The following is a 22,444-nucleotide window of genomic DNA, read 5'->3' as shown; positions in this document are numbered from 1 at the left end:
CGGCGAGCGCGCTGTCGCGTACGTCGACTACGCCGTCGAGCGGGTGCCGGGCGTCGGCTCCGTCTACCAGGGGTTCCGGCAGATGAGCGACGCCATGCTGGAGTCGGACGGCGGGAACTTCCGCGAGGTCGTCCTCGTGGAGTTCCCGACCGAGGAGACGTACACGCTCGCGTTCGTCACCAGCGAGACGCCGGCGGCCATCGCGGACCACGCGGACAGCGGGGGCGAGGGGATGCGGACGCTGTTCATGCCGATGGCGCCGAACCCGGTGATGGGCGGCCACGTCGTCTTCGTCCCGGAGCGCCGGATCGTCGACGTCGAGCTGACCGTCGACGAGGGGATCCGCGCGCTGGTCACGAGCGGCGTCGCCTTGGAGGAGGTCGCCGCCGACCTCGACGACGTCGACCCGGAGGATCTCCGCGCCGGGGCCCCGGAGCGGACCATCGACGCCCGGTTCCAGGGCGACGAGCGGTCGGAGCGCGCGGACGAGTCCCGCGAACGGACCCGCGAGGGGAGCGGCGAGCGATGAGCTACGAGCTCCGCGACCACACGGCCGACGTCGCCGTCGAGGCGACGGCCGACACCCTCTCGGCGCTGTTCGCGGCGGTCGCGGACGGGCTCGCGGCCGCGAGCGCGGAGTCGGTGCCGGAGACGGGTGGCGACCGGTTCGAGCTCGAGGTCGCCGCCGAGGGCCGCGAGGCGCTGCTGTTCGACTACCTCGACCGCCTGATCTACGAACGCGACGTGCGGCTCGTTCTCCCGGCCGACCACCGGTGTACGGTCGTCGAATCGGACGACGGCGGCGGAAAAGGGGATGCGGACCCCGGCGAGTGGCGACTCACGGCCAGCGCGCGCGGCGTCCCGCTGGACGCGGTGGCCGCCCGGGAGATCAAGGCGGTCACGTACTCGGAGATGGCGCTCGAACGGAGAGGAGACGAGTGGTACGCGTACGTCGTCTTCGACGTGTGAGGCCGCGACGACCGTCCGAACGGGGGTTGTGATAAACCATTATGTTTATCGAGTGCGTTGATATCGTATGGCACACTCAGATCGGAGCGAGGGGAGCGAACCGGCGGGCGCGGGGCGGCGCTGGCGCGCAGGGGCGGTCGGCGGGCTCGTCGCCGGCGCCGTGATGGGCGCCGTGTTACACTTCGGCCTCGGGCTCATGCCGACGATCGGCGCGCTGGTCGGGGTAGAGACGGTCCTCGTCGGGTGGCTCGTCCACCTGTTCAACAGCGCCCTGTTCGGCGGGCTGTTCGTCGCCGTCTTCGACCGACCGTTCTTCGCGGAGCTCCGGGGCGACGTCGGCGGGTGCCTCTCGCTCGGCGTCGCCCACTCCGCGCTGCTGGGCGTGATCACCGGCGGCCTGCTGTTGCCGGCCGCGATCGCGATCGAGGGCGCCACCTCGCTGCCCGTGCCGACGCTCCCGGTGCCGGGGCTGACGGCCAGCTTCGAGTTCGGCGCGGTCATCGCGGTCGCACACCTGCTGTACGGGCTCGTCCTCGGCCGGGTCTTCGCCGCGTTCACCCTCGCCGATGGCGCGGTCGACTGGCTCCCGATGGACCCGGTCGATCGGTGAGGACGCGATCGGGCGGCCGGAGCGCGCCGCCTGCGGGAACCGCTCGCGTCCGCGCCCGCTGACGCAACGCCCTTCCCCTCCCGCGTCGAACGGCGGGTATGACCACGCGCGAGTTCGACGGGATCCGACTGGAGAAGGTGCGAGAGCACGTCTGGGAGATCCCCCGCGAGGGCGAGATGAACGTCCCCGCGCGGGTCCTCGCCAGCGAGTCCCTGCTCGAGGAGATCGGCGACGACGACTCGCTCCAACAGCTGAAAAACGCCACCCACCTCCCCGGCATCGTCGAGCCCGCCCTCTGTATGCCCGACGGCCACCAGGGGTACGGCTTCCCGGTCGGCGGCGTCGGCGCGATCGACGCCCGAACGGGCTGTATTTCGCCCGGAGCGGTCGGATACGACGTGAATTGCGGCGTTAGGATGGTGAAAACTAACCTCACCTACGACGACGTGCGCGGCCGCGAGGAGGAGCTCGTCGACGCCCTCTTCGAGGCGATCCCGTCGGGGCTCGGCGGCGGCGGCGTGATCGACGGCGACGCCGACGCGATCGAGGGGGCGCTCGAACGCGGCGTCGAGTGGGCGGTCGAGGAGGGGTACGGGATCGAGAGCGACCTCGCGCGCTGCGAGGACGAGGGCCGGCGCCCCGACGCCCGCCCGGAGTACGTCTCCCAGAAGGCGATGGACCGCGGCCGCAACCAGATGGGGTCGCTCGGGTCGGGGAACCACTTCCTCGAAGTCCAGCGCGTCACGGACGTGTTCCGCGCGGACGTCGCCGAGTCGTACGGGCTCGAAGAAGACGGGATCGTCGTCCTGATCCACTGCGGGAGCCGCGGGCTCGGCCACCAGACCTGCAACGACTACCTCCGACAGATCGAGAAGGAGCACGGCGACCTGCTCGACGAGCTGCCGGACAAGGAGCTGGCGGCCGCGCCCGCCGGCTCCGAGCTGGCTGAGGAGTACTACGGCGCGATGGGCGCATGCATCAACTTCGCGTGGGTGAACCGCCAGCTCATCACCCATCAGGCCCGGAAGACGTTCGGCGAGGTGTTCGACGCCGACCCGATCGAGGACCTCGGGATGGAGCTTTTGTACGACGTGGCGCACAACATCGCGAAAAAGGAGACCCACGAGGTGGGCGTCGACGCCGAGGGGCGCCCCGCCGTCGGCGACGAGGCGGTCGACCGCGCGGAGCGCGAACTGTACGTCCACCGCAAGGGCGCGACGCGGGCGTTCCCAGCCGGCAACGCGGACGTCCCCGAGACCTACCGCGACGTGGGCCAGCCCGTCATCATCCCCGGCAGCATGGGCGCCGGCTCGTACGTCCTCCGCGGCGGGGACCAGTCGATGTCGGTCTCGTTCGGCTCGACCGCCCACGGCGCCGGCCGGCTGATGAGCCGGACGCAGGCGAAACAGGAGTTCTGGGGCGGCGACGTTCAAGACGACCTCGAGGACGGCCAGCAGATCTACGTGAAGGCGCAGTCAGGCGCCACCATCGCGGAGGAGGCGCCCGGCGTCTACAAGGACATCGACGAGGTGATCCGCGTCAGCGACGAGCTGGGAATCGGCGACAAGGTCGCCCGCACGTTCCCCGTCTGTAACATCAAGGGGTGAGGACGGTCCTCGCTCCGGGTCAAGCCCGCCCTGACCGAACCCGTCCCCGTCTGGCCCGTCTCCGCCGAGCGCTTATGTCGGATGCCGCGGCCACGTCGCACCGAGATGGCCGACCACTCGCGGAACGGTAGCTCGTCCGAAACGGTCTCCAGACGATCGGTCCTCGGCGGTGCCGCCGCCGTCACAATCGGGAGCGTCACCGGCATCGGCGCCCTCGCCGCGTCGAGCCGACCGGCGGCCGCCGTCGACGGCGACCCCGCGGCCTTCGAGGCGGGCGACGCGCCGACGGTCACGAGCAACGACGGTCGGATCGAGTCGGTGTTCCTCTCGCCCGCCGTCGAGGTGTCGTGGACCGACTTCTCCGAGGGCGTCGAGCGCGTGACGCTCACCCTCGCCGTCGGGAGCGACGCCGGCGTCGACGAGGTGTATCGGGAGACCCTGACGGCCGCCGACCCGGACGCGACGCCGGGGGACGTCTCGTCGGTCGGGAGGCCGGAGAGCGGCGAGTCCGACGCCGCCTCGGACGCGCCGCCGGACTTCGACGCTGTCGACGGCGCACTCACCGCGCGGTTCGAGCGCGCGGACGCGACCGATCGCGGCGACGCCGTGACGAGCGAGACGCTCTCCGCGGCGGGGCTCGGCGGCGGCGAGACGGCGACGACGACGCTCGACGTGGTGTTCCGCGCGGACGTCGCCGGCGGCGGCGACGAGGCGACCGTCGTCCGGACGACGACCGTCGACCTGACGGTCGAGAACCCCGACGGGGACGCGACCGCCGGCGGCAGCGTGGGAGTCGACGCCGCGTGACGCGACCCGCCGCGTGACGCGACCCGTCGCGTGACGCGACCCGCCGCGGCGGCGCCGCCAGCGCGCTCCCCACGCCGTCAGCGTTCCCGCTTCGCTGCCCGACCGAGATGTTCTTCGACCGCGTCCACCTTCTCCGCGGCGATCCCGTCGCTCGCCCGCTTGTCGTCGATCTTGAGAACGGTCGAGACGCGGTCGCCGTCGACGGCGTCGTGGGCCGCCGCCGCGGCCGCGAACAGCGTCTGCGCGTCGTCGGCCTCGATGACGGTCCCCATCGGGTTCGTCTCGTAGCTCACGTCGAACTCGTCGAGCGCGGCGACGGCCTTCGCCACCTCCTCGGCCATGCTCCCCTCGATCACCGGCGCGACGCTCAACATCGCGATGGCTGTCATGCTCGCGAGTGCGCCGCGAGGCCACTTAAGCGGTCGCGCGGGCGGCGGCCCCGCGACCGCGGGCCGCGAGGCGTCACTCCAGCGCGTCGCGCAGGAACGAGAGCTGGTGGCCGACCGCGCCCTCGAAGTCCTCGCCGAGCACCGAGAAGTGGTCCGCGGGCATGGTGACGACGGTCCCCCGCGAGAGCCGCTCGCCGGCGGCCGCGACCGAGTCGGCGTCGACGATCTCGTCGTCGGTGCCGGCCAAGAGCAGCGTCGGCGCGTCGATCTCGTCGAGCCGCGTCACCGGCCGGTAGCCGACGAGGCCGAGCAGCGACCGCGCGGGCGTCTCGTTTCGCCACGCCGACTCGCGGTCGACGAGGTCGATGTACTTCCGCTTCGTCCCCGGCTCGGTGATCGCCGCGCACTCCTCCGCCCCGCCCGCGATGGGGACGGTACGTCCGCGACCGATCCGGTGGCCGGCGAGATCGCGGAGCCCGGCCGCGCCGGAGCGGAGGAGGTACCGCCCGCCGCGCCGGAGGGCGATCGCGCGCCCGTCGAGCATCGGGACGAGCCCCACGACGGCGTCGACGTCGCGGCGCTCGGCGGCGAGCGTCAGGACGTGTCCGGCCGACAGCGACGCGCCCCACAACACGAGGTCGTCGCCGACGTCGTCGACGCGGGCCGCGCGGTCGATCGCGCCCTCGTACGCGGCGCGCTGGCGGGCGAGGTCGACCGCCTGCGAGTCGCCGTCGGAATCGCCGAACTCCGGGTGGTCGAAGAGGAGCGCGGCGTAGCCCGCGTCGGCGAGCCGCTCCGCGACGGCGGGGTAGCCGAAGGTCCGCTCCGCGCCGAGCCCGGGCGCCATCACGACGACCGGGGGGTCGTCCGCGTCGCCGCCGGGCAGGTACAGCGACCCGCGGCAGGTCGCGCCGTCGACGTCGAACGCGACCGCGCGGGTGGCGAACCGCTCGCGGGCCGGGCGCGCCAGCCGACGCTGCGCGCGGTTGACCGGATCGCGTCGGGTCACCGGTCGGCCTCCGCGTCGGGTTCGGATCTGTCGTCGTCCCCGTCTCCGGCCCCGGTCTCGTGGCTGACGGTGTCCAGCACGCGGGCCGAGAACTCCGTCTCGGAGATCTCGTAGCTCGCGAGCGCCTCGAACCACTCGGCCTCGGCGCGCCACGTGCCGAGGACGTCGCCGGGGGACCGCACCACCGTTCCCTCGACGCGGACGGGGTCCCACTCGTCGGCCTCGGCCTGCTCGATGAGCGCGTTGAGCGCGCGTCCGATCTCGCCGCGGTGGATCTCGCGGCCGGGGAACGCGGTCATGTACGTCAGCTCCAGCGGGTCGCCTCCGTCGATCGACTCGACGCTGACGCCGTAGCTCCTGAGTTCCGGCTCCAGATCGGCCGTCCGCTCGTCGCCGGTCATACCCGATCCGTCGGCGGGGCGGGATAAATCGGTACCGGCACGAGACGGCGGCGGGGCGGGATAAATCGGTACCGGCACGAGACGGCGGCGGGGCTGGTGGAAGAGAACGCAGTCGAAAGCCGCGGACGGGGGGGCGACCGCCGAGTGGCGGCCGCGGTTAGGTTGTCAGAGGCACACGATTGTCCCGCACGGCCGGGTGGCAATAATCCGTGGAGTGATATAAACGCTCGGGCCCGGGTATCATTTATGCGGCTCCCGTTCCTGTGTCGAGTCACATGCTCACCGCGGCCGCGACGGCGCTGACGCGAACCAACGACACCGCGGGCGTCGTCCTCGTCGGCGGGTCCGTGACCCTGTTGGGGTGGGTCCTCACGGCGCTGTGGCTCGGCGGCGTCCTCTTCGTCAGCCCGGCTATCGCCGTCGCGGCCCCGGTCGCGTTCGGGCCGTCGCTCATCGCGCGCGGCTACTTCGTCCGCGTGACGCGGAGCGCGATCCAGTCCGGCGACGCGGCCGGCGCGCCGTCGCTCGTCGCCTGGGGGGAGTTGGTCAGGGACGGCCTCAAGTCGGCGCTGCTGTCGGCGGCGCTGCTCGCTCCGCTCGCGGGCGGCCTCGCGGTCGCCGGCGGCGCCGTCGCCGCGCTCGTCGCCGGCCCCGTCGATCCGGGGTCGACCGCGGCCGCCGTCGAGTCGGCGCTCGGTCCGAACGGCCCGGTCGCCGTCGCGGTCGTCGCCGTCGGTCTCGTCGCCGCGCTCGTCGGCGCGTACCTCCTCGCCTTTGCGTACGTCCGCCCCGCCGCGCTCGCCGCGTTCGCCGCGTCCGGGCGGCTCAGGGACGGGCTGAACCCGCGGACGGTGGCCGGCGTCGCCGCGACGGGCCAGTACGCCACCGGGTGGACGCTCGCGGTCGGGGCGCTCGCGGTCGGCTACGCCGTCGCGGCGCCGACGGTTCCCCTGGTCGTCGGCGTCGCGCTCGCCTTCCTCGCCCGCGTCGTCGCGCACGGGCTCTACGGACGGGGCGCGGCGGGCGCGCTGCGGGAGGGGTCGGCCCGGGACGGCGCGGCGCGGCCGGCGGTCCGAACGGCCCGCGACGCCGCGCGCTCCGGGAGCCGAACGGCTCGCCGCGCGGACGCGACTCCTCGCGAGGGCTCGAATCGCGGCGCGGGCGTGGACCGTGCCGCCGACGGTGACCGGGAGGTCGGTCGCGCGCACAACGACCCACCGGTCCCCGTCGTGTCGGGCGACGGCGGGCAGCCGATGCGGAGCGAGCCGCCGGTCCCGGTTCAGGTCGGCCGCGGCGTCCCCGTCGACGAGGCTGGCACCGCCGGCGGAGACGACGCGGGCGACGGGGACGACGCGGACCACGCGGGCGACGCCAGCGGCGACGGTTCGGCCGACGGCTTCGAGTGGGGGCCGTCGCTCGCCGAGGCGGAAGGCAAGCGTTGATACGGCCGCGAGCGAACGCCCGGGCATGCGCATCTCCGAGCGGGGGTACGGCGAGGAGGGCCGGGAACGGCTCACGCTGGTCCCCGAGAACGTGGACGACCTCTGGCACCTCGCGCACGTCCTCGAACCCGGTGACCTCGTCGAAGGCGACACGACCCGGCGGATCCAGCGGAACGACGACCAGATGCGGGACACCGGCGGGCAGCGCGAGCACATCTTCGTCACCCTTCAGGTCGAGGACGTGGAGTTCGCGCGGTTCGCCAACCGGCTCCGCGTCTCCGGCGTCATCGTCGGCTGCTCGCGGGAGGACCAGCTCAACGCCCACCACACGCTCAACGTCGAAGAGCACGACGAGATAACCGTCGAGAAGCACTTCAAGCCGGACCAGACCGAGCGGCTGGAGGAGGCGACGGAGGCCGCGGAGAACCCCGACGTTGCCATCGCGACCGTCGAGGAGGGCGCCGCGTACGTCCACACGGTCCAGCAGTACGGGACCGAGGAGTACGCCTCGTTCACGAAGCCGACCGGGAAAGGCGAGTTCTCGCGGCCGCGCGAGGAGCTGTTCGCCGAGCTCGGCGAGGCGCTCGCGCACCTCGACGCCGACGCCGTCATCCTGGCGGGCCCGGGGTTCACGAAGAACGACGCGCGCGACTACGTCGACGAGGAGTACCGCGACCTCTCCGACCGGATCACCACCGTCGACACCTCCGCGGCGGGCGACCGCGGCGTCCACGAGGTGCTCAAGCGCGGCGCGGTCGACGAGGTGCAAAAGGAGACGCGCATCTCGAAGGAGGCGAACCTCATCGACGAGCTGACCGAGAACATCGCCACGGGCGAGAAGGCGACGTACGGCCCGGACGACACCGCCGAGGCCGCCGAGTTCGGCGCGGTCGAGACGCTGCTCGTCGTCGACGAGCGCCTCCGCACGGAGCGGCAGGGCGACGGCGACTGGGACATCGACGTGAACGCGGTGATCGAGTCGGTGGAACAGCAGGGCGGCGACGTGGTCGTCTTCTCCTCGGAGTTCGCCCCCGGCGAACAACTCGCCAACCTCGGCGGCATCGCCGCGATCTTACGTTACCGGCTCCAGTGAGCGGTTGACAGTCGAAATGCGGTGGCGCGTGCCTGCGAGCGGCCGCCGGTGGCGGCCGCGAGGAGCACGCGCGAGGGAGTCGCTGGCGCCGATGGCGCCAGCGACGAGGCTGGGGAGGTGTGAGGTGCGGTTGCTGTGCGGGGCGGGGTGGGATTCGAAGGGGCAGCCGCGAGGCGTCCTGCGGTGACGCAAGCACCACAGCGAGCGTCAGGACGCCTCGCGGCTGGGGCTTCGGCGGCGTTCGTGTCGATCGTCGATTTATAAGAGCCACCATCGTACGGCCGAGCGGCTGGGGCTTCGGCGGCGTTCGTGTCGACCGCCGGTTTATGAGATCCACCTTCGCACGGCCGAGCGGCCGGGGCTTCGGCGGCGTTCGTGTCGATCGTCGATTTATAAGAGCCACCATCGCACGGCCGAGCGGCCGGGGCTTCGGCAGGCTCGATCGTGAAGTCGTTCGCAGCGACAACGGTCAGGAATCGCGTTCGCGGAGCAGCCGTGTCCTTATCCGAGCGCGCCGCCAACGGCGCATCGATGGCGGACCGATCCGGGGACGACGCCGAGACGGCGACTGTCGAGGACCCGTCTCCGCCCCGCGAGACCGACGCCGAAGCCCTCCCCGACGACCTCGACGCCGGCGTCGACGAGGACGTGAAGCGCCGCCTCCGCGAAGCGTACCTCAACGACGAGGAGAACGCGCTGATCGTCACCCGCGTGCGCTCCGTCGGCGACCGCGTCGCCGTCGAGATGCGCCCGCCCCACGGCGACGCCACCCACACCGAGCGGTTCGACGCGCCCCGGGACGGGTCGCTTCGGGAGTCCGAGGAGTTCCTCGAATTCCTGGAGGCCGCGGGCGTCTCGCCGCTCGACGTCGACGAACTCGTCGGGACCCGGGTGCCGGCGACGTACGACCCGGAGGCGGGCTGGCGGGTCGACGCGGCGTACCGGGCTGAATCGGAGTCGATCGGCGAGAATCGATTCGCGGCGGCCCGCGAGTGGCTGTGGACCTACAAGGCCTGGCTGTTGGCCGCGCTGCTCGTCGGCGGGGAGCTGGCGTTCGTCGCGGTGATCATCCTGTTGTACGCCTGACTCCGGGGTCGTGACGCGTCGGCTCAGAGTACCCGGAGTCGATACCCCTCGGCTGCGGTCTCGTCGGTGACGCGGCCCATTTCGAGCGCCGTGTCCAACACCTCGGCGACGAACTCCTTCGGCACCTCGACGCCGATGAAGTCGGTCCCCTCGCGCGCGGTCGTGAGCCGCGCCATCGTTCGCTTCGTGCCGTCGTCGTTGTAGACGCTCCCGACGCGCTCGCCGTCGCGGCGGAACCGCAGCGTCACGTCGGTCGGTTCGAGTGCGTCGAAGCGCACCTCGAACACCCGGTCGTCGCCCTCCAGCCGCGCGAGCATCGCGCCGTCGTGTTCGATCACGGTCGTCTCCATACCCCCGTTACGGGCTCGACGCACATAACGGCGACACGCGATTGACGGGTGCGCTCGGAGGTGACGGGGCCGCGTCACCCCGAGCTCTCGGCGTCGAGGTAGCCGATCACCGCCTGCGGCGCCACGACGCCGACCAGTATCAGCACGCCGATCAGGACGGTGTCGCTCAGGCCCGTCGCGACGCGACCGCCGTACGCCAGCGCCAAGCCGGCCGCCATGAACAGGAGGATGACCGCGTTCTCTCGGGAGACCATAGGCAAACGTGGCGACGCCGATTACAAGAGTCTTGTCGGGGTCACTTCCCCCAGAAGGGGTCGCGCTTCCGGCGCGTCTCCAAGTAGCCTTGGAGCGCCTCGCGCTCGTCGGCGGTGATCTCCTCTTTTAATTCCTGTTCGAGGATCTTGGCGTGCTTCTCGGGCACCTCGGTCCAGAGCGTGTCGCCCTCCTCGATGTCGCGGCCGACCGTCGGCCCGTCGATGGCGATGCTGACGCGCTCGCCGGAGCGCGCCTCGTCGACGTCGTCGCCCTGCTTTTGAATGCCGGAGAGGCCGCCGACGCGCTCGAACTCGTTGCCCTCGAAGAAGCCGACGTTGCGGTTGTTCTGAAGCGTGCCGGCGATGATCTCGACGCCGACGACGGCGGGGTCGTTCTGCCGGAACGTGTGGTCGGGGAGGATGCGGAAGCGGGCGGGGCGGACCACCTTGTCCAGCACCGTCTCCTGTTGCGCGCGCTGCTTCTCCTCGACGTAGCGCTCGTAGTCCTCGACCAGCTGGTAGATGACCTCGTTCTTGAACAGCTTCACGTCCGCGTTCTCCAGGTCCGACTCCGCGTTCTGGAGGAGGTCGACGTTGAACCCGAGGATCGCCTTGTGCTCGTCCTGATTGGCGGTCTCCGCGACCGCGATGTCGCGCGGCGCGATGTCGCCGACCTCGGCGCGCAGGATGGGGACCTCGGCCTCGCGGAGGGCGTTGGCCATCGCCTCAAGCGAGCCGAGGGTGTCGGCCTTGACGACGACGCCGTTGTCGGCCGTCTCGACCTCGATCTCGGCGAGCTCGGCCTTCACTTCCTCGACCACTTGGTCGACGGTGCGGTCGCGGACGACCCGGACCGGCGCGCCCGCCATCGCCTGGTCGAGGTCGGGCGCGGCGATCTTCACGCCGGCCGCGGCCCCGATCTCGCCGACCTTCTCGAACTCCTTCTCGGTCCGGATCTCCGCGAGCGGCCGCGGGCGGAGCAGCGCGCGGATCTCGGTGACGATCGGCTCGTCTTGGCCCCCGACGACGACGGTGTCGCCGTTGCGGATCACGCCGTCGTAGACGACGGTGTCGACGGTGGCGCCGAACCCGCGCTCGTCTTTCACTTCGAGGACCGTCCCCTCGCCCGGCCCCGTGACGTCGATCGCCATCTCCTCTTTCATGAACCGCTGGGAGAGGCCCATCAGAACCGTCAGGAGGTCCGGGACGCCCTCGCCGGTGAGCGCCGACAGCGGGACGACGCCGATGTTCTTCTGGAAGTCCTGAACGCGCCAGTAGAGGTCGGCGGAGAAGCCGGCGTCGGACAGCTGCCCGATGATCTCGTAGAGGTTCTCGTCGAGCATCGACTTGGCGCGCTCGGACTGCGCCTCCATGCTCCGCTGGATCGGCTCGCCGTCCTGCGGGTTCCACCCGGGCGTCGTGTCCACCTTGTTGGCCGCGACGACGAAGGGGGTCCCCGTCCGGCGGAGGATGTCGATCGCCTCCTCCGTCTGCGGCTGGAAGCCGTCGTTGACGTCGACGACGAGCACCGCGATGTCGGCGAGCGCGCCGCCGCGGGCGCGCAGCGTCGAGAAGGAGTGGTGTCCCGGCGTGTCGATGAAGAGGAGTCCGGGAAGGTCGAAGTCGGACGGGTCGATGAGCTCGCCCGCCATCCCGGAGATAGTGTCGAGCGGGATGTCCGTCGCTCCGATGTGTTGGGTGATCGCGCCGGCCTCGCCCTCGCTGACGGCGGAGCCGCGGATCGTGTCGAGCAGGCTCGTCTTGCCGTGGTCGACGTGGCCCAGCACGGCGACGATGGGGGTTCGCAGGGTGTCCGCGTGTGTGTGGTCGGTCATATGTGATCGCCCCGAGAAGGTTATACCGCCTCTTCCGCCGGCCGTCAGTTAAGCCTTTCAAAACGCCGCGACGAGCCGAACCGAACCGGACCGACCGATTCGGCGTCCGTCGCCCGTCCGGTGACGAACGCGCGGCCGCGTCCGTCGCCCGTCCGACGCCCCGTGGCGTTTAATACCGTCGCCCGGGACCGTGGGGGTATGGTCGACATCCTCGCGGAGAACCTCTCCGGGAAGGCGGTGATGAGCTCCGACGGTACCGAACTCGGAGACCTGTACAACATCACGATGAACCTCGATTCCGGGGAGCTGAACCACCTCCTCGTCAGCCCGCACGAGCAGCTCAGGCCCGAGCGCGTCGACTTCGACGTCGACGAGATGGGCCGGCTCCGCGTCCCGGTCGCGAACGTCCAGGCGGTGAAAGACTACATCGTCGTCGCCCGCTGATGCAAGTTCTCGACTCGTCCGCGTTCATCCACGAGTACACGACCGACGACGACGTGGTCTCCATCCCCGCGGTCCACGACGAGCTCACCGGCGAGGTGGCGCTCCGGTTCGACGCGATGGAGGGCTCCGGGATGACCGTCCACGTGCCGGCGCCGGAGGCGGTCGACCGGGTCCGCCGGGCCGCGAAGGGGTCGGGCGACGCCGCGGAGCTGTCGGACACCGACATCCGGCTGATCGCGACCGCGCTGGAGCTTCACGCGACGCTCATCACCGACGACTACGCGATGCAGAACGTCGCCGAGCGGCTCGACCTCCCGGTCGAGGCGATCGCCCGCGACGGCATCTCCGAGGAGCGCGAGTGGCGCTTTCAGTGCGTCGGCTGTAACCGCACCTTCGACGAGAACAAGGAGCGATGTCCGATCTGCGGCAGCGACCTGACGCGGAAGAACCCGGCCTGACCGCTCCCGCACCGCTTTCTGTGGAACACGAACCCACGTGAGAGGGGTTCGCACGCGACCGACCGATTGAACAGGCGCCCCGCTGACCACCCGCCATGAACGCCTTCGAGGAGCTGTCGCCGGACGCGCTCCGCGCCGGGCGGCCGGACGCGCTCGACGACGCGGTCGCGGCGGCGCTGGCCGCCCACCCGCTCGACGGAGTCGAGACCGAGTACCCGCACTACCAGGGGGTGGTGGAGGGACCGGAGGCGCCGCCGCGTCCCGCGGAGGAGCATCCCGTCTTCTACGGCTGCTTCGACTGGCACTCGGCGGTGCACAGCCACTGGGCGCTCGTCCGCGCGCTGCGACTCGTCTCCGACCACCCGGACGAGGCCGAGATCGCGGCGGGCATCGACGGGCGGCTGACCCCCGAGAACGCCGCTCGCGAGGTCGAGTACCTCGACGAGAACCCCGGCTTCGAGGAGCCGTACGGCTGGTCGTGGCTGCTGCGCCTCGCCGCCGAGCTCGCCCTGTGGGACGACCCGCGCGCCGACGCGTGGCGCGAGACGCTCCGCCCGCTCGAAGAGCGAGTCCGGCGCGGGACCCGCGAGTCGTTCCTCGGGACCGACCGCCCGCACCGCGTCGGCACCCACGGCAACACGGCGTTCGCGCTCGCCGGCGTCCTCGACTACGCGCGGGTCGTCGGCGACGCCGATCTGGAATCGGAGACGGAAGCGACCGCTCGCCGCCTCTACGCGGACGACACCGCCGCGGTCGTCGGCGCGGAGCCGGTCGGGTGGGACTTCCTCTCGCCCGCGCTCTTCGAGGCGGACCTCATGCGGCGCGTCCTCGACCCCGACCCGTTCGCGGCGTGGCTCGACGACTTCCTCCCGGACCTCACCGAACCCCCGCACGACGCGCTGCTCGCGCCCGTCGACGTCGAACCGGAGGAGGGCGACGGCGCCGCGATGCACCTGATCGGCCTCAACGTCTCCCGCGCGTGGTGTCTCGCCGGGGTGGCCGACGCGCTGGGCGGGCGAGACGGCCCGGCGGCGACCCGGCTCCGGGAGCCATTGGAGACCGCGGCGCGCCGCCACGCCGAGGCGGGGGCCGCGGACGTGCTCACCGACGACTACGCGGGCTCGCACTGGCTCTCGTCGTTCGCGCTGTACCTGCTGACGCGGAACGAGCGGGGGATCGCGCCGGGCGCGGCTTAGTCGGCTCCCGGCGGGTCCTGTGCGTCGCCGTCGATCCGACCCGCCGACTCGCCGTCGGCCGACCCAACCGCGTCGCCCTCCGCGATGCCGAGGGCGTCGTCCGAGAGGTCGCTCCGATCGAGCCGCGGGACGCGCTCGCGGAGCCGCGCGGCCGCGGCGCGCGCCTCCGCGAACTCCACCTCGGCGAGCGCGCGCACCAGGGCGACGGCCCGCTCCGCCCGGGCGCGCTGCCACGACTCTTCTCGCGACTCGTAGGTGCGGATGGCGCGCAGGAAGTCGGCCTCGGAGAACTCCGGCCAGTACGGCGCACAGAAGTAGACCGCGGCCTCGTTGCCGTTCGCGTGCCACGGGAGGAAGTTCGATGTCCGCTCGTCGCCGCCGGTGCGGACGATCAGGTCCACGTCGCGGATCGGGCGGTCGTACAGCCGGGACTCGACGGTCTCGACGTCGACGTCCGCGGGCGCCATCTCGCCGGCGTCGACGTCGCGGGCGATGGCGCGCGCGGCGTCGAGCAGCTCGGTCCGGCCGCCGTACGCCAGCGCGACGTTGAGCGTGAAGCGGTCGTTGTCGGCGGTGCGCCGCTCCGCGTAGTCGACCGCGTCGCGGACGCGCGGCGGGAGCCGGGGTACGTCGCCGATGGCCCGGACGCGGACGCCCTGCTCGTGGACGCGGTCGGCGTCGGCGAACTCGCGCAGCTTGTGCTCAAGCAGGTCGAAGAGGGGGCCGAGCTCCTCGTCGGGGCGCTCGAAGTTCTCGGTGGAGAAGGCGTAGAGGGTCAGCTCCGAGACGCCGAGGTCGGCGCACCAGTCGAGGACGCGCTCGGTGGTGTCCGCGCCCGCGCGGTGGCCCTCGGGCGCGTCGTCGCCCTGCTCGCGGGCGTACCGCCGGTTGCCGTCCTGAATGACGGCGACGTGATCGGGGACGTCGTCGATCTCGCGGCGGAGGTGTCGCCGGTACGCACGTCCGACGAGGCCGCGGAGTCGGTTCAGCATCTTTCCTGACTCAGACGGCCGAGCGGTATGTACTTTTATTCTCCGGCCGGTCCTCAGGCCCACAGATGGAGGCCGCGTACGTCTTTCGCGTCACGGTCCGGCTCGATCCCCGGGCCGCCGCCGTCGACCCCGACCGGTTCGAGACGACGATGGAGCTTCCGGCAGTGGAGCCCGAGACCGACGGCTGGCTGTTCTTCCGCGACCGCCTGTGGCGCGGCGGGATCGGCGACGAACCCTCGTTCCGACGGCTGGCGGCGGAGCGGCTCGGGATCGCCGACGCCCCGGGCGCCGAAGTCGCCGCCGCCGACTTCCGGGAGCTCCGCACCGACGAGGCGTACCTGGACGCGCTAAAGGACGCTATCGCCGCGGATCTCGACCGGTTCAACGCCGACTCGGTCGACGAGGTCCTCCGCAAGTACCTCGGCTCGTCGGTCCACGTCCGGGACTGAGCGGGAGGCGAGGGGTCAGAGCCCCGGCCGCTCCGAACCCGCAACGCACTTGCCCGCCGCCGGCGTACGGAGCGATCCATGACCGTCGCCGACTACGATTTCCACCTGTTCGACCTCGACGGGACGCTCGTCGACGCCGAGTGGGAGTACACCCGTGCGGTGTTCGACCGCGTCGGCGACCGGCTGGACCGCGAGTTCTCGGACCGGGAGGCGCGCGTCCTCTGGCACGGGCTCGGAGGCTCTCGCGCCGAGACGCTCCGCGGGATGGGGGTCGACCCCGACGCGTTCTGGCCCGCGTTCCACGCCGTGGAGGACCCCGCGGCCCGCGCGGAGGCGACGTACCTCCACGACGACGCCGCGCGCCTGCTCGACCGCGTGAGCGAGGTCGGCGGGCCGACCGGCCTCGTCACCCACTGCCAAGAGTTCCTCGCGGAACCGGTCCTCGACCGCGTCGACCTCGACCACCGATTTGACGCGGTCGTCTGCTGCACCGACGAGACGGGGTGGAAGCCGGAGCCGGACCCGATCGAGGCCGCGATGGAGTCGCTCGGCGTCGAGGCGGGCCGGCACCGCGGCTACTACGTCGGCGACGGCGAGAGCGACGTGGCCGCCGCCTGGAACGCCGGCCTCGACGCGGTCCACGTCGAGCGCGTCGGCCACGACGAGCGCGGGCGGTGCGTCCTCGGCGACCGGCGCGTGAGCCGCCTCGACGAGCTGGTCGGCGGCGACGGGAGCGACGCCGACCGCCGCGGCGGCGTGCGCGTCGACTCCGACGGCGCGGTCGGCGCCGGCGGGCCGGCCGACGCGTCGTGAGCGATTTATCAGCCCGCGGGGCGAGGCGCCGACCATGACCAAGTGGTTCCACAGCGGTCGGCGCCGCGACCTCTGCGCGCTCCTGTACGACCACGGCGAGCTGCGCGCGCAGTCGGCGAAGAGCCGGCTCGAATCCCATTACGACGAGCGGATCGATCCCGGCTCCTTCTACGGCACCCTCTCCGCGCTCGTCGAGGCCGGCTACCTCGACCGGCGGACCGAGGGCATCGCCGACGTGTACGCGCTCACCGACGCGGGCGAGGCCGCGCTGCTCGATCACTACGCCTGGCTCGGCGAGCAAATTGAGGGCGGCGACGGCGACGACGACGACGGAGCGTAGCCAGGCGGCGGGCGCGGGGCGGGGCGTCACGGCCCGGACCTCAAGGATTAACAACTCCGCCGGCGTGGATTAACATATGACCGTCGTCAGCGTGTCCATGCCGGAGGAGCTGCTCGATCGGATCGACCAGTTCGCGGACGAACACGGGTACACGGGCCGCAGCGAAGTCGTCCGCGAGGCCTCCCGGAACCTCCTCGGCGAGTTCGAGGACGCGAAGCTGGAGGACCGCGCGCTGATGGCCGTGGTGACGGTCCTGTTCAACTACGAGACGACGAACGTCGAGGAGCGGATGATGCGGCTGCGACACGAGCAGGAGGGGATCGTCGCCTCGAACTTCCACAGCCACGTGGGCTCGCAGTACTGTATGGAGCTGTTCGTCTTGGAGGGCGGCCTCGAGGAGATATCGGCGTTCGTGGGGAAGGTCCGGGCGACGAAGGACACGCTCACGGTCGATTACAGCGTCACGCCCGTCGACGAGTTCGGCGCCGGCGCGCTCGGTGAGGCCCGCGCACACGCCGGGCACGGGAGCGGCGAGGCCGAGGGCGACGCGCACGAGGAGGACGAGACGGAAGCGGGCGCGACCGGCGAAGACGACTGAGGGCGGACCGAGCCGGACCGACCCGCAGTTGTCCCTCCTTCAGGCGGTCTCGGGGCGGACGGAGTCGAGCGCGGCGTCGAAGTCCTCGTCGGTGACCCCCACCTCGTCGGCGTGGTCGTTGGCGGCCTCGCCGTGTTCGTCGGCCACGCGCTCGATGGCGCGCATCGCGGCCGCCCGCGTCAGCGAGGCGATCTCCGCGCCGGAGTACCCCTCCGTCTCGTCGGCGACCCGCTCTAAGTCGACGTCGTCGGTCAGGGGCTTCCCGCGGGTGTGGACCTCGAGGATCTTGCGGCGCGCCTCGCGGTCCGGCTCCGGCACCTCGACGTGGGTCTCCAAGCGCCCGGGGCGGAGCAGCGCGGGGTCGAGCGCGTCCCGCCGGTTGGTCGCCGCGAGGACGACGAGGTTCGGGTTGTCGCTGGCGCGGTCGAGCTCGGTCAGGAGCTGGGAGACGACGCGCTCGCTCACACCGGAGCCGTCGCCCCCGGCGGCGTCGCGGTCGGTCGCGACCGCGTCGATCTCGTCGAAGAAGATGATCGCGGGCGCCGCCTGCCGGGCGCGGTCGAACAGCTCGCGGACCGCCTTCTCCGACTCGCCGACGTACCGGTCGAGGAGCTCGGGGCCGGCGACCTGGATGTAGTTGACGCCGCTCTCGCCGGCGATGGCGCGGGCGAGCAGCGTCTTCCCGGTCCCGGGCGGCCCGTACAGCAGGACGCCGGTCGGGGGGTCGGCGCCCGCCGCGTCGAAGAGGGGCCCGTACGACAGCGGCCACGTCACGGCGCGTTCCAGTTCCTCTTTCGCGTCGTCGAGCCCGCCGACGTCGGCGAAGTCGGTGGTCGGCTGCTCGGCGACGTACTCGCGCATCGCGCTCGGCTCGACGCTCGCGTGGGCGGCCTCGAAGTCCGCCTTCCCGACGGTCACGTCGTTGAGCGCCCGCGAGTCGGATTCGCGTGCGCGTCGGAGCGCCGTCATCGCCGCCTCCTGCGCGAGCCCCTCGATGTCGGCGCCGACGAAGCCGTGCGTGCGGCTCGCGATCCGGTCTAAGTCCACGTCGTCCGCGAGCGGCATCCGGCGCGTGTGGACGTCGAGGATCTGCCGGCGACCCGCCTCGCCGGGGACGCCGATCTCGATCTCGCGGTCGAAGCGGCCGCCCCGCCGGAGCGCCGGGTCGATGGTGTCGACGCGGTTGGTCGCGCCGATGACGATCACGTCGCCGCGGGCGTCGAGCCCGTCCATCAGCGAGAGCAGTTGGCCGACGACGCGGTTCTCCACGTCGCCGCCGTCGTCGCGCTTGCCCGCGATCGAGTCGATCTCGTCGAAGAAGACGATCGCCGGGGCGTCGTCGCTCGCGCGTTCGAACACCTCGCGCAGGCGCTCCTCGGACTCGCCCTTGTACTTCGACATGATCTCCGGGCCGTCGACGGTGATGAACGTCGCGTCGACCTCGTTGGCGACGGCCCGAGCGATGAGCGTCTTCCCGGTCCCCGGCGGGCCGTGAAGGAGGACGCCCTTCGGCGGGTCGATGCCGAGCCGGGTGAACACTTCCGGCTCCGAGAGCGGGAGCTCTATGGTCTCGCGGACCAGTTCCAACTCCTCGTCGAGCCCGCCGATGTCCTCGTAGGTCGCGCCCGCGGTGTGCTCGGCGGGCGGCGACTCGCCGGACTTCGGGCGGGCGTCGTCTCCGGGCAGGTCGGTCCCCGAGTCGGCGGCAGGTGCGGACCGGTCGGCGTCGGCTCCGTCGTTTCTCGCATCCGCCCGTGCGTCGCCGCGATCGCTCGCGGCCCCCACGTCACCCTCGTACTCGACCGACACGCCGGTCGACGCCGTGACCCGAACGGTCCCCGCGGGCGCCGTCCGGGCGACGACGAAGCGGAGCCCGCCGAGCCGCTCGACGTGGACGGCCTCGCCCTCGGTGACGGGACGGTCGCGGAGCTCGCGGGAGAGGGCGCGCTCGACGACCTCGCGGCTCACGTCCACCTCGGCGAGGCGGCCGGGCGCCGTCAGCGTCACGCGGTCGGCGTCCGAGACGTCGACGGGCGCGATCGTCACGGTGTCGCCGACCTTCACGCCGGCGTTCGCGCGGGTGTCGGCGTCGATGAGGACGGAGCCGTCGGGGGCGTCGGGGCCGCCCGGCCACACCTTCGCGACCGCGGTGCGCTCGCCGCGCACCTCGACCGTGTCGCCGCTGAGGAGGGCGAGCCGCTTGCGGGCCGACTCGGGGAGCCTGGCGATGCCCCGGCCCGCGTCCCGCTTCTCGGCGGCACGCACCGTGAGCCGGAGCCCTGCGGTGTCGTTCATACGCCACGTTCTCGCCCGCGGCTCTTTACGCTTGTCCGGCGCCGTCGCGAGCCGGTTCCCGCCCGGAGACGCGGATCCAAAACGGCCCGAGGGTAGCGACGATTGCTTATAAACATCGACTGCGGCGGCGCGTGCCGACGAGCGCCCGCGGGGCGCGAGTCGCACGCGCGAGGGAGTCGCGAGCGCCTTTATAAGGCGCGAGCGACGAGGCTGGGGAGGTGAGAGGTGCTGTGCGGTCGCTGTCGGGCGGGGCTTTGGAGGAGTTCTCCGCCGGTCCGTCGGCACTCGTTTATAAACGACCGGTTGGGGCGTTGGAGGTGTTCTCCGCGGCATCGCCGCTTACTTATAAATATACCACTGCTCGATCCGAGTCACCGTACTCCCGCGCGTATCGACCGCAACCCCCTTCCCTCGGCCGGCCGCGGTGACTGGTATGCAACCGACGGGACACCTGCGGGGCGACGCGGTCCGCGTCGGCGGGGACGCCCGCCAGCGCTTCTACGACGCCCGGGGGTACGGGCGGCCGCTCGACGGCAACGAGATCGCGCTCTCGCGGGTCGAGGCCGCGCACCTGCTGTTCCGCGGCGACCTCTCCGGGATAACGCTGAGCGATGAGTCAGATCCCGTCGGCTTCGAGCGCTTCTTCGTCGCGAGCGCGGCCGCGGCCGACCGCTTCGCGGTGCGCTTCCTCGTCTACTCCGACCTGCGCGACCGCGGCTTCTACCTCTCGCCGGCCCGAGATCCGTGGCCGGGCGGCCGCGACGCGGAGAGCGACGCGGTCGACTTCGTCGCCTACGAGCGCGGCGAGACGCCCGACACGGGCAACGTGAAGTACCCGATCCAGGTCGTCGGCGAGCGCGAGTCCGTCGCGGCCGCGGAACTCGCGGGGCGCACCCTCGCGGTCGTCGACGAGGAGTCCGACATCACCTACTTCGCGGCCGAGGCGGGCGCCATCGACGGCGCGACCGACTACGAGCCCCCCGGCGACCTGCGGGGCGTGCTCCTCGCCGACCGCGTGGTCGTCTGGGACGCCCCCGAGGGCCTCTACGAGCGCGGCTTCTACGGGCGGCCGCTCACCGGGCGGGCGGCCGACGTGGAGGGCGCGCTCCAGCTCTCGCTGGTCGAGGCCGCGTCGCTGGCCGCGGACGGGCGGCTGTCGCTGTCGGCGTCGGTCGGAGACGCGGGGAACGACGGCGGCGTCGCGGACGCGGACTCCGGCGACGCGGCCGCCAGAGTCGTCGCTCGCGGCCGCGACGTGGAGGGCGAGCGCTTCGACCGTCGGCTCGCGATTTATAAGCGCCTCCGCGCGGCCGACGCGGTGCCGAAGACCGGCTTCAAGTTCGGCGCCGACTTCCGGACGTACCTCGACGTGGAGACGGTCGACGACCTCCCGCACTCCGAACACCTCGTGCGCGTCGTCGAGGCCGACCACGAGTTCTCGCCGCGCGAACTGTCGCTCGACGTGCGCCTCGCGGGCGGCGTCCGCAAGGAGATGGTGTTCGCGCTGACGGCAGTCGGCGGCGAGCACTCCGGCGACGACGCCGCCGACGCGCCGATCGGCGCCGACGTGGAGTGGCTCTCGGTCGACCGGCTGACGCCGTAGTTCAGTCCTCGATCTCGAATGGAACGACGTAGGTTCGATCGCTCGCCCTGAGCGAGAAGGCGTACTCGCCCGACCGGTGTAGCACCGCGTCGCGGCGGTCCGACGCGTCCGGCGCGGTCGGGTCGTAGCGGACCTCCCACGTCTCCGTCTCGCCCGGGGCCAGCTCCCGGACGGTCAGGTTGTGGGTGCCCGCCGGGGCGTTCGCGGCTGTCTCCCACTCGGGGGCGTCGGCTCCCCGCGCCGCGGCGTTCCGGAAGACGACCCATTGGTCCGGGTTGACCGGCACCGCTTCGTCCCCGACGTTCGTGGCGGTGACGCGGACGATATCCGCGTCCCGTTCGAGGGACAGCGAGAGGCCGCCCGCCCGTTCCTCCGGACACACCGGGTCGTCGACCCGCTCGCCGTCCGGTCCGATCGCGGGACAGGCCGGCGAACCGCCGGACAGACAGCCGGTGAGAACGACGAGGCAAGCGACCGCGACGAGCGCGAGCCGAGACATACCCGAGACGACCGCTCGCCGTTCAAAAAGGGGTGCCGGAGGCTACAACGGTCGCTTGAACCACGACTTCCGAGCGCGGAGGTCGTCGGGAGAACGGGAGGTTTTTTCCGGCGGTGACGCCCTTCGCCACCCATGGACGATCCCTCCATGTTCCCGTCCGAGTCGGACGAGTACGACATCTCGACCGTCGACCTCAGCGACGACCGCTACGAGGTGAAACAGTCGCTGGTCCGGAACAAGTACACCGTCCGCGACAGCGCCGGCGACGTCGTCCTCCGCGGGAAACAGAAGATGTTCAAGCTGAAAGAGGAGTTCCCGTTCGTCACCGGCGACGACGAGGACGCCTTCTCGGTGAAGGCGGGCGGCATCGTCGACATCGGCGGCAACTACGCGATCATCGACGCGGGCACCGGCGAGGAGGTGGTCGTGCTGGACGAGGACTACTCGCTGTTCGTCGAGAACTGGACGGTCCGCGACCCCGAGACGGGCGAGGCGCTGGCGACGATCAAATCGAAGAACAAGCTGCTGTCGGGGCTCCGCCACCTCGTCGGCGCCGCGAACCTGATCCCGAACAAGTACGAGATATTCGACGCCGACGGCGGCCACGTCGGCGACATCGAGGGGCAGTTCTCGATGCGGGACGCCTACACCGTCACCATCGACGACGCGAGCGACGTGCCGAAGGAGGCGGTCGTCGCCGCCGCGTGCATCCTCGACGCCTTGGAGAACCAGTAGCGGCGGTCGGACCGTTTTGGACCCAGTCATAGGTCCGCAGATGAGACATGCGAACACGCCTCGGCGGTAATCAAACGAGATGAGAAAAGAAGAGCGCGCGTACGAGATTGTCGTCGACCTCTATTTCGACGACGTCCTCGGATTCGACGCTGTCTCTTATACACATCTCT

26 protein-coding genes are annotated in these 22,444 nt (G+C 71.7%); 17 read left to right on the top strand and 9 right to left on the bottom strand.

Annotated features, from left to right (window positions below; translation table 11 throughout):
* The 5 genes from C466_RS03490 to C466_RS03470 all read left to right on the top strand — a co-directional run.
* Positions 1-529, top strand: a 529-nt coding sequence (locus tag C466_RS03490) for a DUF502 domain-containing protein (protein ID WP_004599567.1), incomplete at its 5' end; no start/stop codon positions are given.
* The gene (locus C466_RS03485) at positions 526-969 is read left to right on the top strand and encodes an archease (RefSeq protein ID WP_004595386.1); all 444 of its coding nucleotides are present in this window, start codon (positions 526-528) and stop codon (positions 967-969) included. The genes C466_RS03490 and C466_RS03485, both read left to right, overlap by 4 nt.
* A 67-nt stretch (positions 970-1,036) precedes the next feature.
* Positions 1,037-1,579: a hypothetical protein gene (locus C466_RS03480; RefSeq protein ID WP_004595387.1), complete on the top strand. Its 543-nt coding sequence runs from the start codon at positions 1,037-1,039 to the stop codon at positions 1,577-1,579.
* 98 nt (positions 1,580-1,677) lie between these two features.
* A complete protein-coding gene (locus C466_RS03475) occupies positions 1,678-3,186 on the top strand; it encodes an RtcB family protein (protein ID WP_004595388.1) in 1,509 nt (502 codons plus the stop codon).
* A gap of 105 nt (positions 3,187-3,291) precedes the next feature.
* A complete protein-coding gene (locus C466_RS03470; RefSeq protein ID WP_004595389.1) occupies positions 3,292-3,993 on the top strand; it encodes a hypothetical protein in 702 nt (233 codons plus the stop codon).
* Positions 3,994-4,070: 77 nt separating this feature from the next.
* On the opposite strand, the gene C466_RS03465 is transcribed toward C466_RS03470, so the two are convergent.
* From C466_RS03465 to C466_RS03455, 3 genes are all read right to left on the bottom strand, one after another.
* Complete coding sequence (locus C466_RS03465) at positions 4,071-4,382, bottom strand: thiamine-binding protein (RefSeq protein WP_004595390.1); 312 nt, start codon at positions 4,380-4,382, stop codon at positions 4,071-4,073.
* 73 nt (positions 4,383-4,455) lie between these two features.
* Positions 4,456-5,391 (bottom strand): alpha/beta hydrolase, encoded by a 936-nt coding sequence (locus C466_RS03460; RefSeq protein WP_004595391.1) that lies wholly within the window; start codon positions 5,389-5,391, stop codon positions 4,456-4,458.
* Entirely contained in the window at positions 5,388-5,792 is a 405-nt protein-coding gene (locus C466_RS03455) for a hypothetical protein (protein WP_004595392.1), read from the bottom strand. Before C466_RS03455 ends, C466_RS03460 begins: the two co-directional genes overlap by 4 nt.
* A gap of 275 nt (positions 5,793-6,067) precedes the next feature.
* Between C466_RS03455 and C466_RS03450 the strand changes: the two genes are divergently transcribed.
* From C466_RS03450 to C466_RS03440, 3 genes are all read left to right on the top strand, one after another.
* A complete protein-coding gene (locus C466_RS03450) occupies positions 6,068-7,234 on the top strand; it encodes a DUF4013 domain-containing protein (protein ID WP_004595393.1) in 1,167 nt (388 codons plus the stop codon).
* 25 nt (positions 7,235-7,259) lie between these two features.
* Complete coding sequence (locus C466_RS03445) at positions 7,260-8,327, top strand: mRNA surveillance protein pelota (RefSeq protein WP_004595394.1); 1,068 nt, start codon at positions 7,260-7,262, stop codon at positions 8,325-8,327.
* A gap of 531 nt (positions 8,328-8,858) precedes the next feature.
* A complete protein-coding gene (locus tag C466_RS03440; protein ID WP_004596639.1) occupies positions 8,859-9,413 on the top strand; it encodes a hypothetical protein in 555 nt (184 codons plus the stop codon).
* A gap of 23 nt (positions 9,414-9,436) precedes the next feature.
* On the opposite strand, the gene C466_RS03435 is transcribed toward C466_RS03440, so the two are convergent.
* The 3 genes from C466_RS03435 to infB all read right to left on the bottom strand — a co-directional run bounded on the left by C466_RS03435 (position 9,437) and on the right by infB (position 11,852).
* The gene (locus tag C466_RS03435) at positions 9,437-9,763 is read right to left on the bottom strand and encodes a hypothetical protein (protein WP_004596641.1); all 327 of its coding nucleotides are present in this window, start codon (positions 9,761-9,763) and stop codon (positions 9,437-9,439) included.
* 74 nt (positions 9,764-9,837) lie between these two features.
* Positions 9,838-10,017: a hypothetical protein gene (locus tag C466_RS03430; protein ID WP_049897959.1), complete on the bottom strand. Its 180-nt coding sequence runs from the start codon at positions 10,015-10,017 to the stop codon at positions 9,838-9,840.
* Positions 10,018-10,058: 41 nt separating this feature from the next.
* Positions 10,059-11,852 carry a translation initiation factor IF-2 gene (gene infB, locus C466_RS03425; protein WP_004596643.1) on the bottom strand — a complete coding sequence of 598 codons (1,794 nt, stop codon included), beginning with the start codon at positions 11,850-11,852 and terminating at the stop codon, positions 10,059-10,061.
* Positions 11,853-12,050: 198 nt separating this feature from the next.
* On the opposite strand from infB, the gene C466_RS03420 reads away from it, so the two are divergent.
* From C466_RS03420 to C466_RS03410, 3 genes are all read left to right on the top strand, one after another.
* Positions 12,051-12,296 (top strand): PRC-barrel domain-containing protein, encoded by a 246-nt coding sequence (locus tag C466_RS03420; protein ID WP_004596644.1) that lies wholly within the window; start codon positions 12,051-12,053, stop codon positions 12,294-12,296.
* Positions 12,296-12,754, top strand: coding sequence for an NOB1 family endonuclease (locus tag C466_RS03415; protein WP_004596649.1), 459 nt, complete (start codon positions 12,296-12,298; stop codon positions 12,752-12,754). The genes C466_RS03420 and C466_RS03415 overlap by 1 nt, the downstream gene beginning before the upstream one ends.
* A gap of 95 nt (positions 12,755-12,849) precedes the next feature.
* Positions 12,850-13,950: a DUF2891 domain-containing protein gene (locus tag C466_RS03410; RefSeq protein WP_004596651.1), complete on the top strand. Its 1,101-nt coding sequence runs from the start codon at positions 12,850-12,852 to the stop codon at positions 13,948-13,950.
* On the opposite strand, the gene uppS is transcribed toward C466_RS03410, so the two are convergent.
* Positions 13,947-14,942, bottom strand: coding sequence for a polyprenyl diphosphate synthase (uppS, locus tag C466_RS03405; RefSeq protein WP_004596653.1), 996 nt, complete (start codon positions 14,940-14,942; stop codon positions 13,947-13,949). The genes C466_RS03410 and uppS overlap by 4 nt on opposite strands.
* A gap of 65 nt (positions 14,943-15,007) precedes the next feature.
* Here uppS and lwrS point away from each other — a divergent pair, with 65 nt between their 5' ends.
* The 4 genes from lwrS to C466_RS03385 all read left to right on the top strand — a co-directional run bounded on the left by lwrS (position 15,008) and on the right by C466_RS03385 (position 17,142).
* Positions 15,008-15,391 (top strand): LWR-salt protein, encoded by a 384-nt coding sequence (lwrS, locus tag C466_RS03400; RefSeq protein ID WP_004596655.1) that lies wholly within the window; start codon positions 15,008-15,010, stop codon positions 15,389-15,391.
* A gap of 78 nt (positions 15,392-15,469) precedes the next feature.
* Positions 15,470-16,204 (top strand): HAD family hydrolase, encoded by a 735-nt coding sequence (locus C466_RS03395; protein WP_004596657.1) that lies wholly within the window; start codon positions 15,470-15,472, stop codon positions 16,202-16,204.
* Positions 16,205-16,238: 34 nt separating this feature from the next.
* On the top strand, positions 16,239-16,544 hold the full coding sequence (locus C466_RS03390) for a PadR family transcriptional regulator (RefSeq protein ID WP_004596660.1): 306 nt from the start codon (positions 16,239-16,241) through the stop codon (positions 16,542-16,544).
* Positions 16,545-16,620: 76 nt separating this feature from the next.
* Complete coding sequence (locus C466_RS03385; RefSeq protein ID WP_004596663.1) at positions 16,621-17,142, top strand: CopG family ribbon-helix-helix protein; 522 nt, start codon at positions 16,621-16,623, stop codon at positions 17,140-17,142.
* A gap of 39 nt (positions 17,143-17,181) precedes the next feature.
* On the opposite strand, the gene C466_RS03380 is transcribed toward C466_RS03385, so the two are convergent.
* Positions 17,182-19,437 carry an AAA family ATPase gene (locus C466_RS03380; protein ID WP_004596670.1) on the bottom strand — a complete coding sequence of 752 codons (2,256 nt, stop codon included), beginning with the start codon at positions 19,435-19,437 and terminating at the stop codon, positions 17,182-17,184.
* 433 nt (positions 19,438-19,870) lie between these two features.
* On the opposite strand from C466_RS03380, the gene endA reads away from it, so the two are divergent.
* A complete protein-coding gene (endA, locus tag C466_RS03375; protein ID WP_004596671.1) occupies positions 19,871-21,040 on the top strand; it encodes a tRNA-intron lyase in 1,170 nt (389 codons plus the stop codon).
* Between the two features lies 1 nt (position 21,041).
* Here endA and C466_RS03370 read toward each other — a convergent pair whose 3' ends face one another.
* Positions 21,042-21,539 carry a hypothetical protein gene (locus tag C466_RS03370; protein WP_004596672.1) on the bottom strand — a complete coding sequence of 166 codons (498 nt, stop codon included), beginning with the start codon at positions 21,537-21,539 and terminating at the stop codon, positions 21,042-21,044.
* Positions 21,540-21,671: 132 nt separating this feature from the next.
* On the opposite strand from C466_RS03370, the gene C466_RS03365 reads away from it, so the two are divergent.
* Complete coding sequence (locus tag C466_RS03365; RefSeq protein ID WP_004596673.1) at positions 21,672-22,274, top strand: LURP-one-related/scramblase family protein; 603 nt, start codon at positions 21,672-21,674, stop codon at positions 22,272-22,274.
* Positions 22,275-22,444 lie beyond the last annotated feature (170 nt).

This window comes from Halorubrum distributum JCM 10118 (assembly GCF_000337335.1).
Taxonomy (GTDB): domain Archaea; phylum Halobacteriota; class Halobacteria; order Halobacteriales; family Haloferacaceae; genus Halorubrum; species Halorubrum distributum.
The sequence above is the reverse complement of the archived record's forward strand: the minus strand, read 5'-3'. Positions and strand labels throughout refer to the sequence as shown.

Bases quoted from the DNA above. Each gene is read 5' to 3' on its own strand.
- C466_RS03455 (WP_004595392.1), bottom strand. From the start codon at position 5,792: ATGACCGGCGACGAGCGGACGGCCGATCTGGAGCCGGAACTCAGGAGC.
- C466_RS03410 (WP_004596651.1), top strand. From the start codon at position 12,850: ATGAACGCCTTCGAGGAGCTGTCGCCGGACGCGCTCCGCGCCGGGCGG.
- C466_RS03415 (WP_004596649.1), top strand. From the start codon at position 12,296: ATGCAAGTTCTCGACTCGTCCGCGTTCATCCACGAGTACACGACCGAC.
- endA (WP_004596671.1), top strand. From the start codon at position 19,871: ATGCAACCGACGGGACACCTGCGGGGCGACGCGGTCCGCGTCGGCGGG.
- C466_RS03430 (WP_049897959.1), bottom strand. From the start codon at position 10,017: ATGGTCTCCCGAGAGAACGCGGTCATCCTCCTGTTCATGGCGGCCGGC.
- C466_RS03380 (WP_004596670.1), bottom strand. From the start codon at position 19,437: ATGAACGACACCGCAGGGCTCCGGCTCACGGTGCGTGCCGCCGAGAAG.
- C466_RS03385 (WP_004596663.1), top strand. From the start codon at position 16,621: ATGACCGTCGTCAGCGTGTCCATGCCGGAGGAGCTGCTCGATCGGATC.
- C466_RS03485 (WP_004595386.1), top strand. From the start codon at position 526: ATGAGCTACGAGCTCCGCGACCACACGGCCGACGTCGCCGTCGAGGCG.
- C466_RS03420 (WP_004596644.1), top strand. From the start codon at position 12,051: ATGGTCGACATCCTCGCGGAGAACCTCTCCGGGAAGGCGGTGATGAGC.
- C466_RS03395 (WP_004596657.1), top strand. From the start codon at position 15,470: ATGACCGTCGCCGACTACGATTTCCACCTGTTCGACCTCGACGGGACG.
- uppS (WP_004596653.1), bottom strand. From the start codon at position 14,942: ATGCTGAACCGACTCCGCGGCCTCGTCGGACGTGCGTACCGGCGACAC.
- C466_RS03445 (WP_004595394.1), top strand. From the start codon at position 7,260: ATGCGCATCTCCGAGCGGGGGTACGGCGAGGAGGGCCGGGAACGGCTC.
- C466_RS03365 (WP_004596673.1), top strand. From the start codon at position 21,672: ATGGACGATCCCTCCATGTTCCCGTCCGAGTCGGACGAGTACGACATC.
- C466_RS03470 (WP_004595389.1), top strand. From the start codon at position 3,292: ATGGCCGACCACTCGCGGAACGGTAGCTCGTCCGAAACGGTCTCCAGA.
- C466_RS03370 (WP_004596672.1), bottom strand. From the start codon at position 21,539: ATGTCTCGGCTCGCGCTCGTCGCGGTCGCTTGCCTCGTCGTTCTCACC.
- infB (WP_004596643.1), bottom strand. From the start codon at position 11,852: ATGACCGACCACACACACGCGGACACCCTGCGAACCCCCATCGTCGCC.
- C466_RS03435 (WP_004596641.1), bottom strand. From the start codon at position 9,763: ATGGAGACGACCGTGATCGAACACGACGGCGCGATGCTCGCGCGGCTG.
- C466_RS03480 (WP_004595387.1), top strand. From the start codon at position 1,037: ATGGCACACTCAGATCGGAGCGAGGGGAGCGAACCGGCGGGCGCGGGG.
- C466_RS03450 (WP_004595393.1), top strand. From the start codon at position 6,068: ATGCTCACCGCGGCCGCGACGGCGCTGACGCGAACCAACGACACCGCG.
- C466_RS03465 (WP_004595390.1), bottom strand. From the start codon at position 4,382: ATGACAGCCATCGCGATGTTGAGCGTCGCGCCGGTGATCGAGGGGAGC.
- lwrS (WP_004596655.1), top strand. From the start codon at position 15,008: ATGGAGGCCGCGTACGTCTTTCGCGTCACGGTCCGGCTCGATCCCCGG.
- C466_RS03440 (WP_004596639.1), top strand. From the start codon at position 8,859: ATGGCGGACCGATCCGGGGACGACGCCGAGACGGCGACTGTCGAGGAC.
- C466_RS03475 (WP_004595388.1), top strand. From the start codon at position 1,678: ATGACCACGCGCGAGTTCGACGGGATCCGACTGGAGAAGGTGCGAGAG.
- C466_RS03390 (WP_004596660.1), top strand. From the start codon at position 16,239: ATGACCAAGTGGTTCCACAGCGGTCGGCGCCGCGACCTCTGCGCGCTC.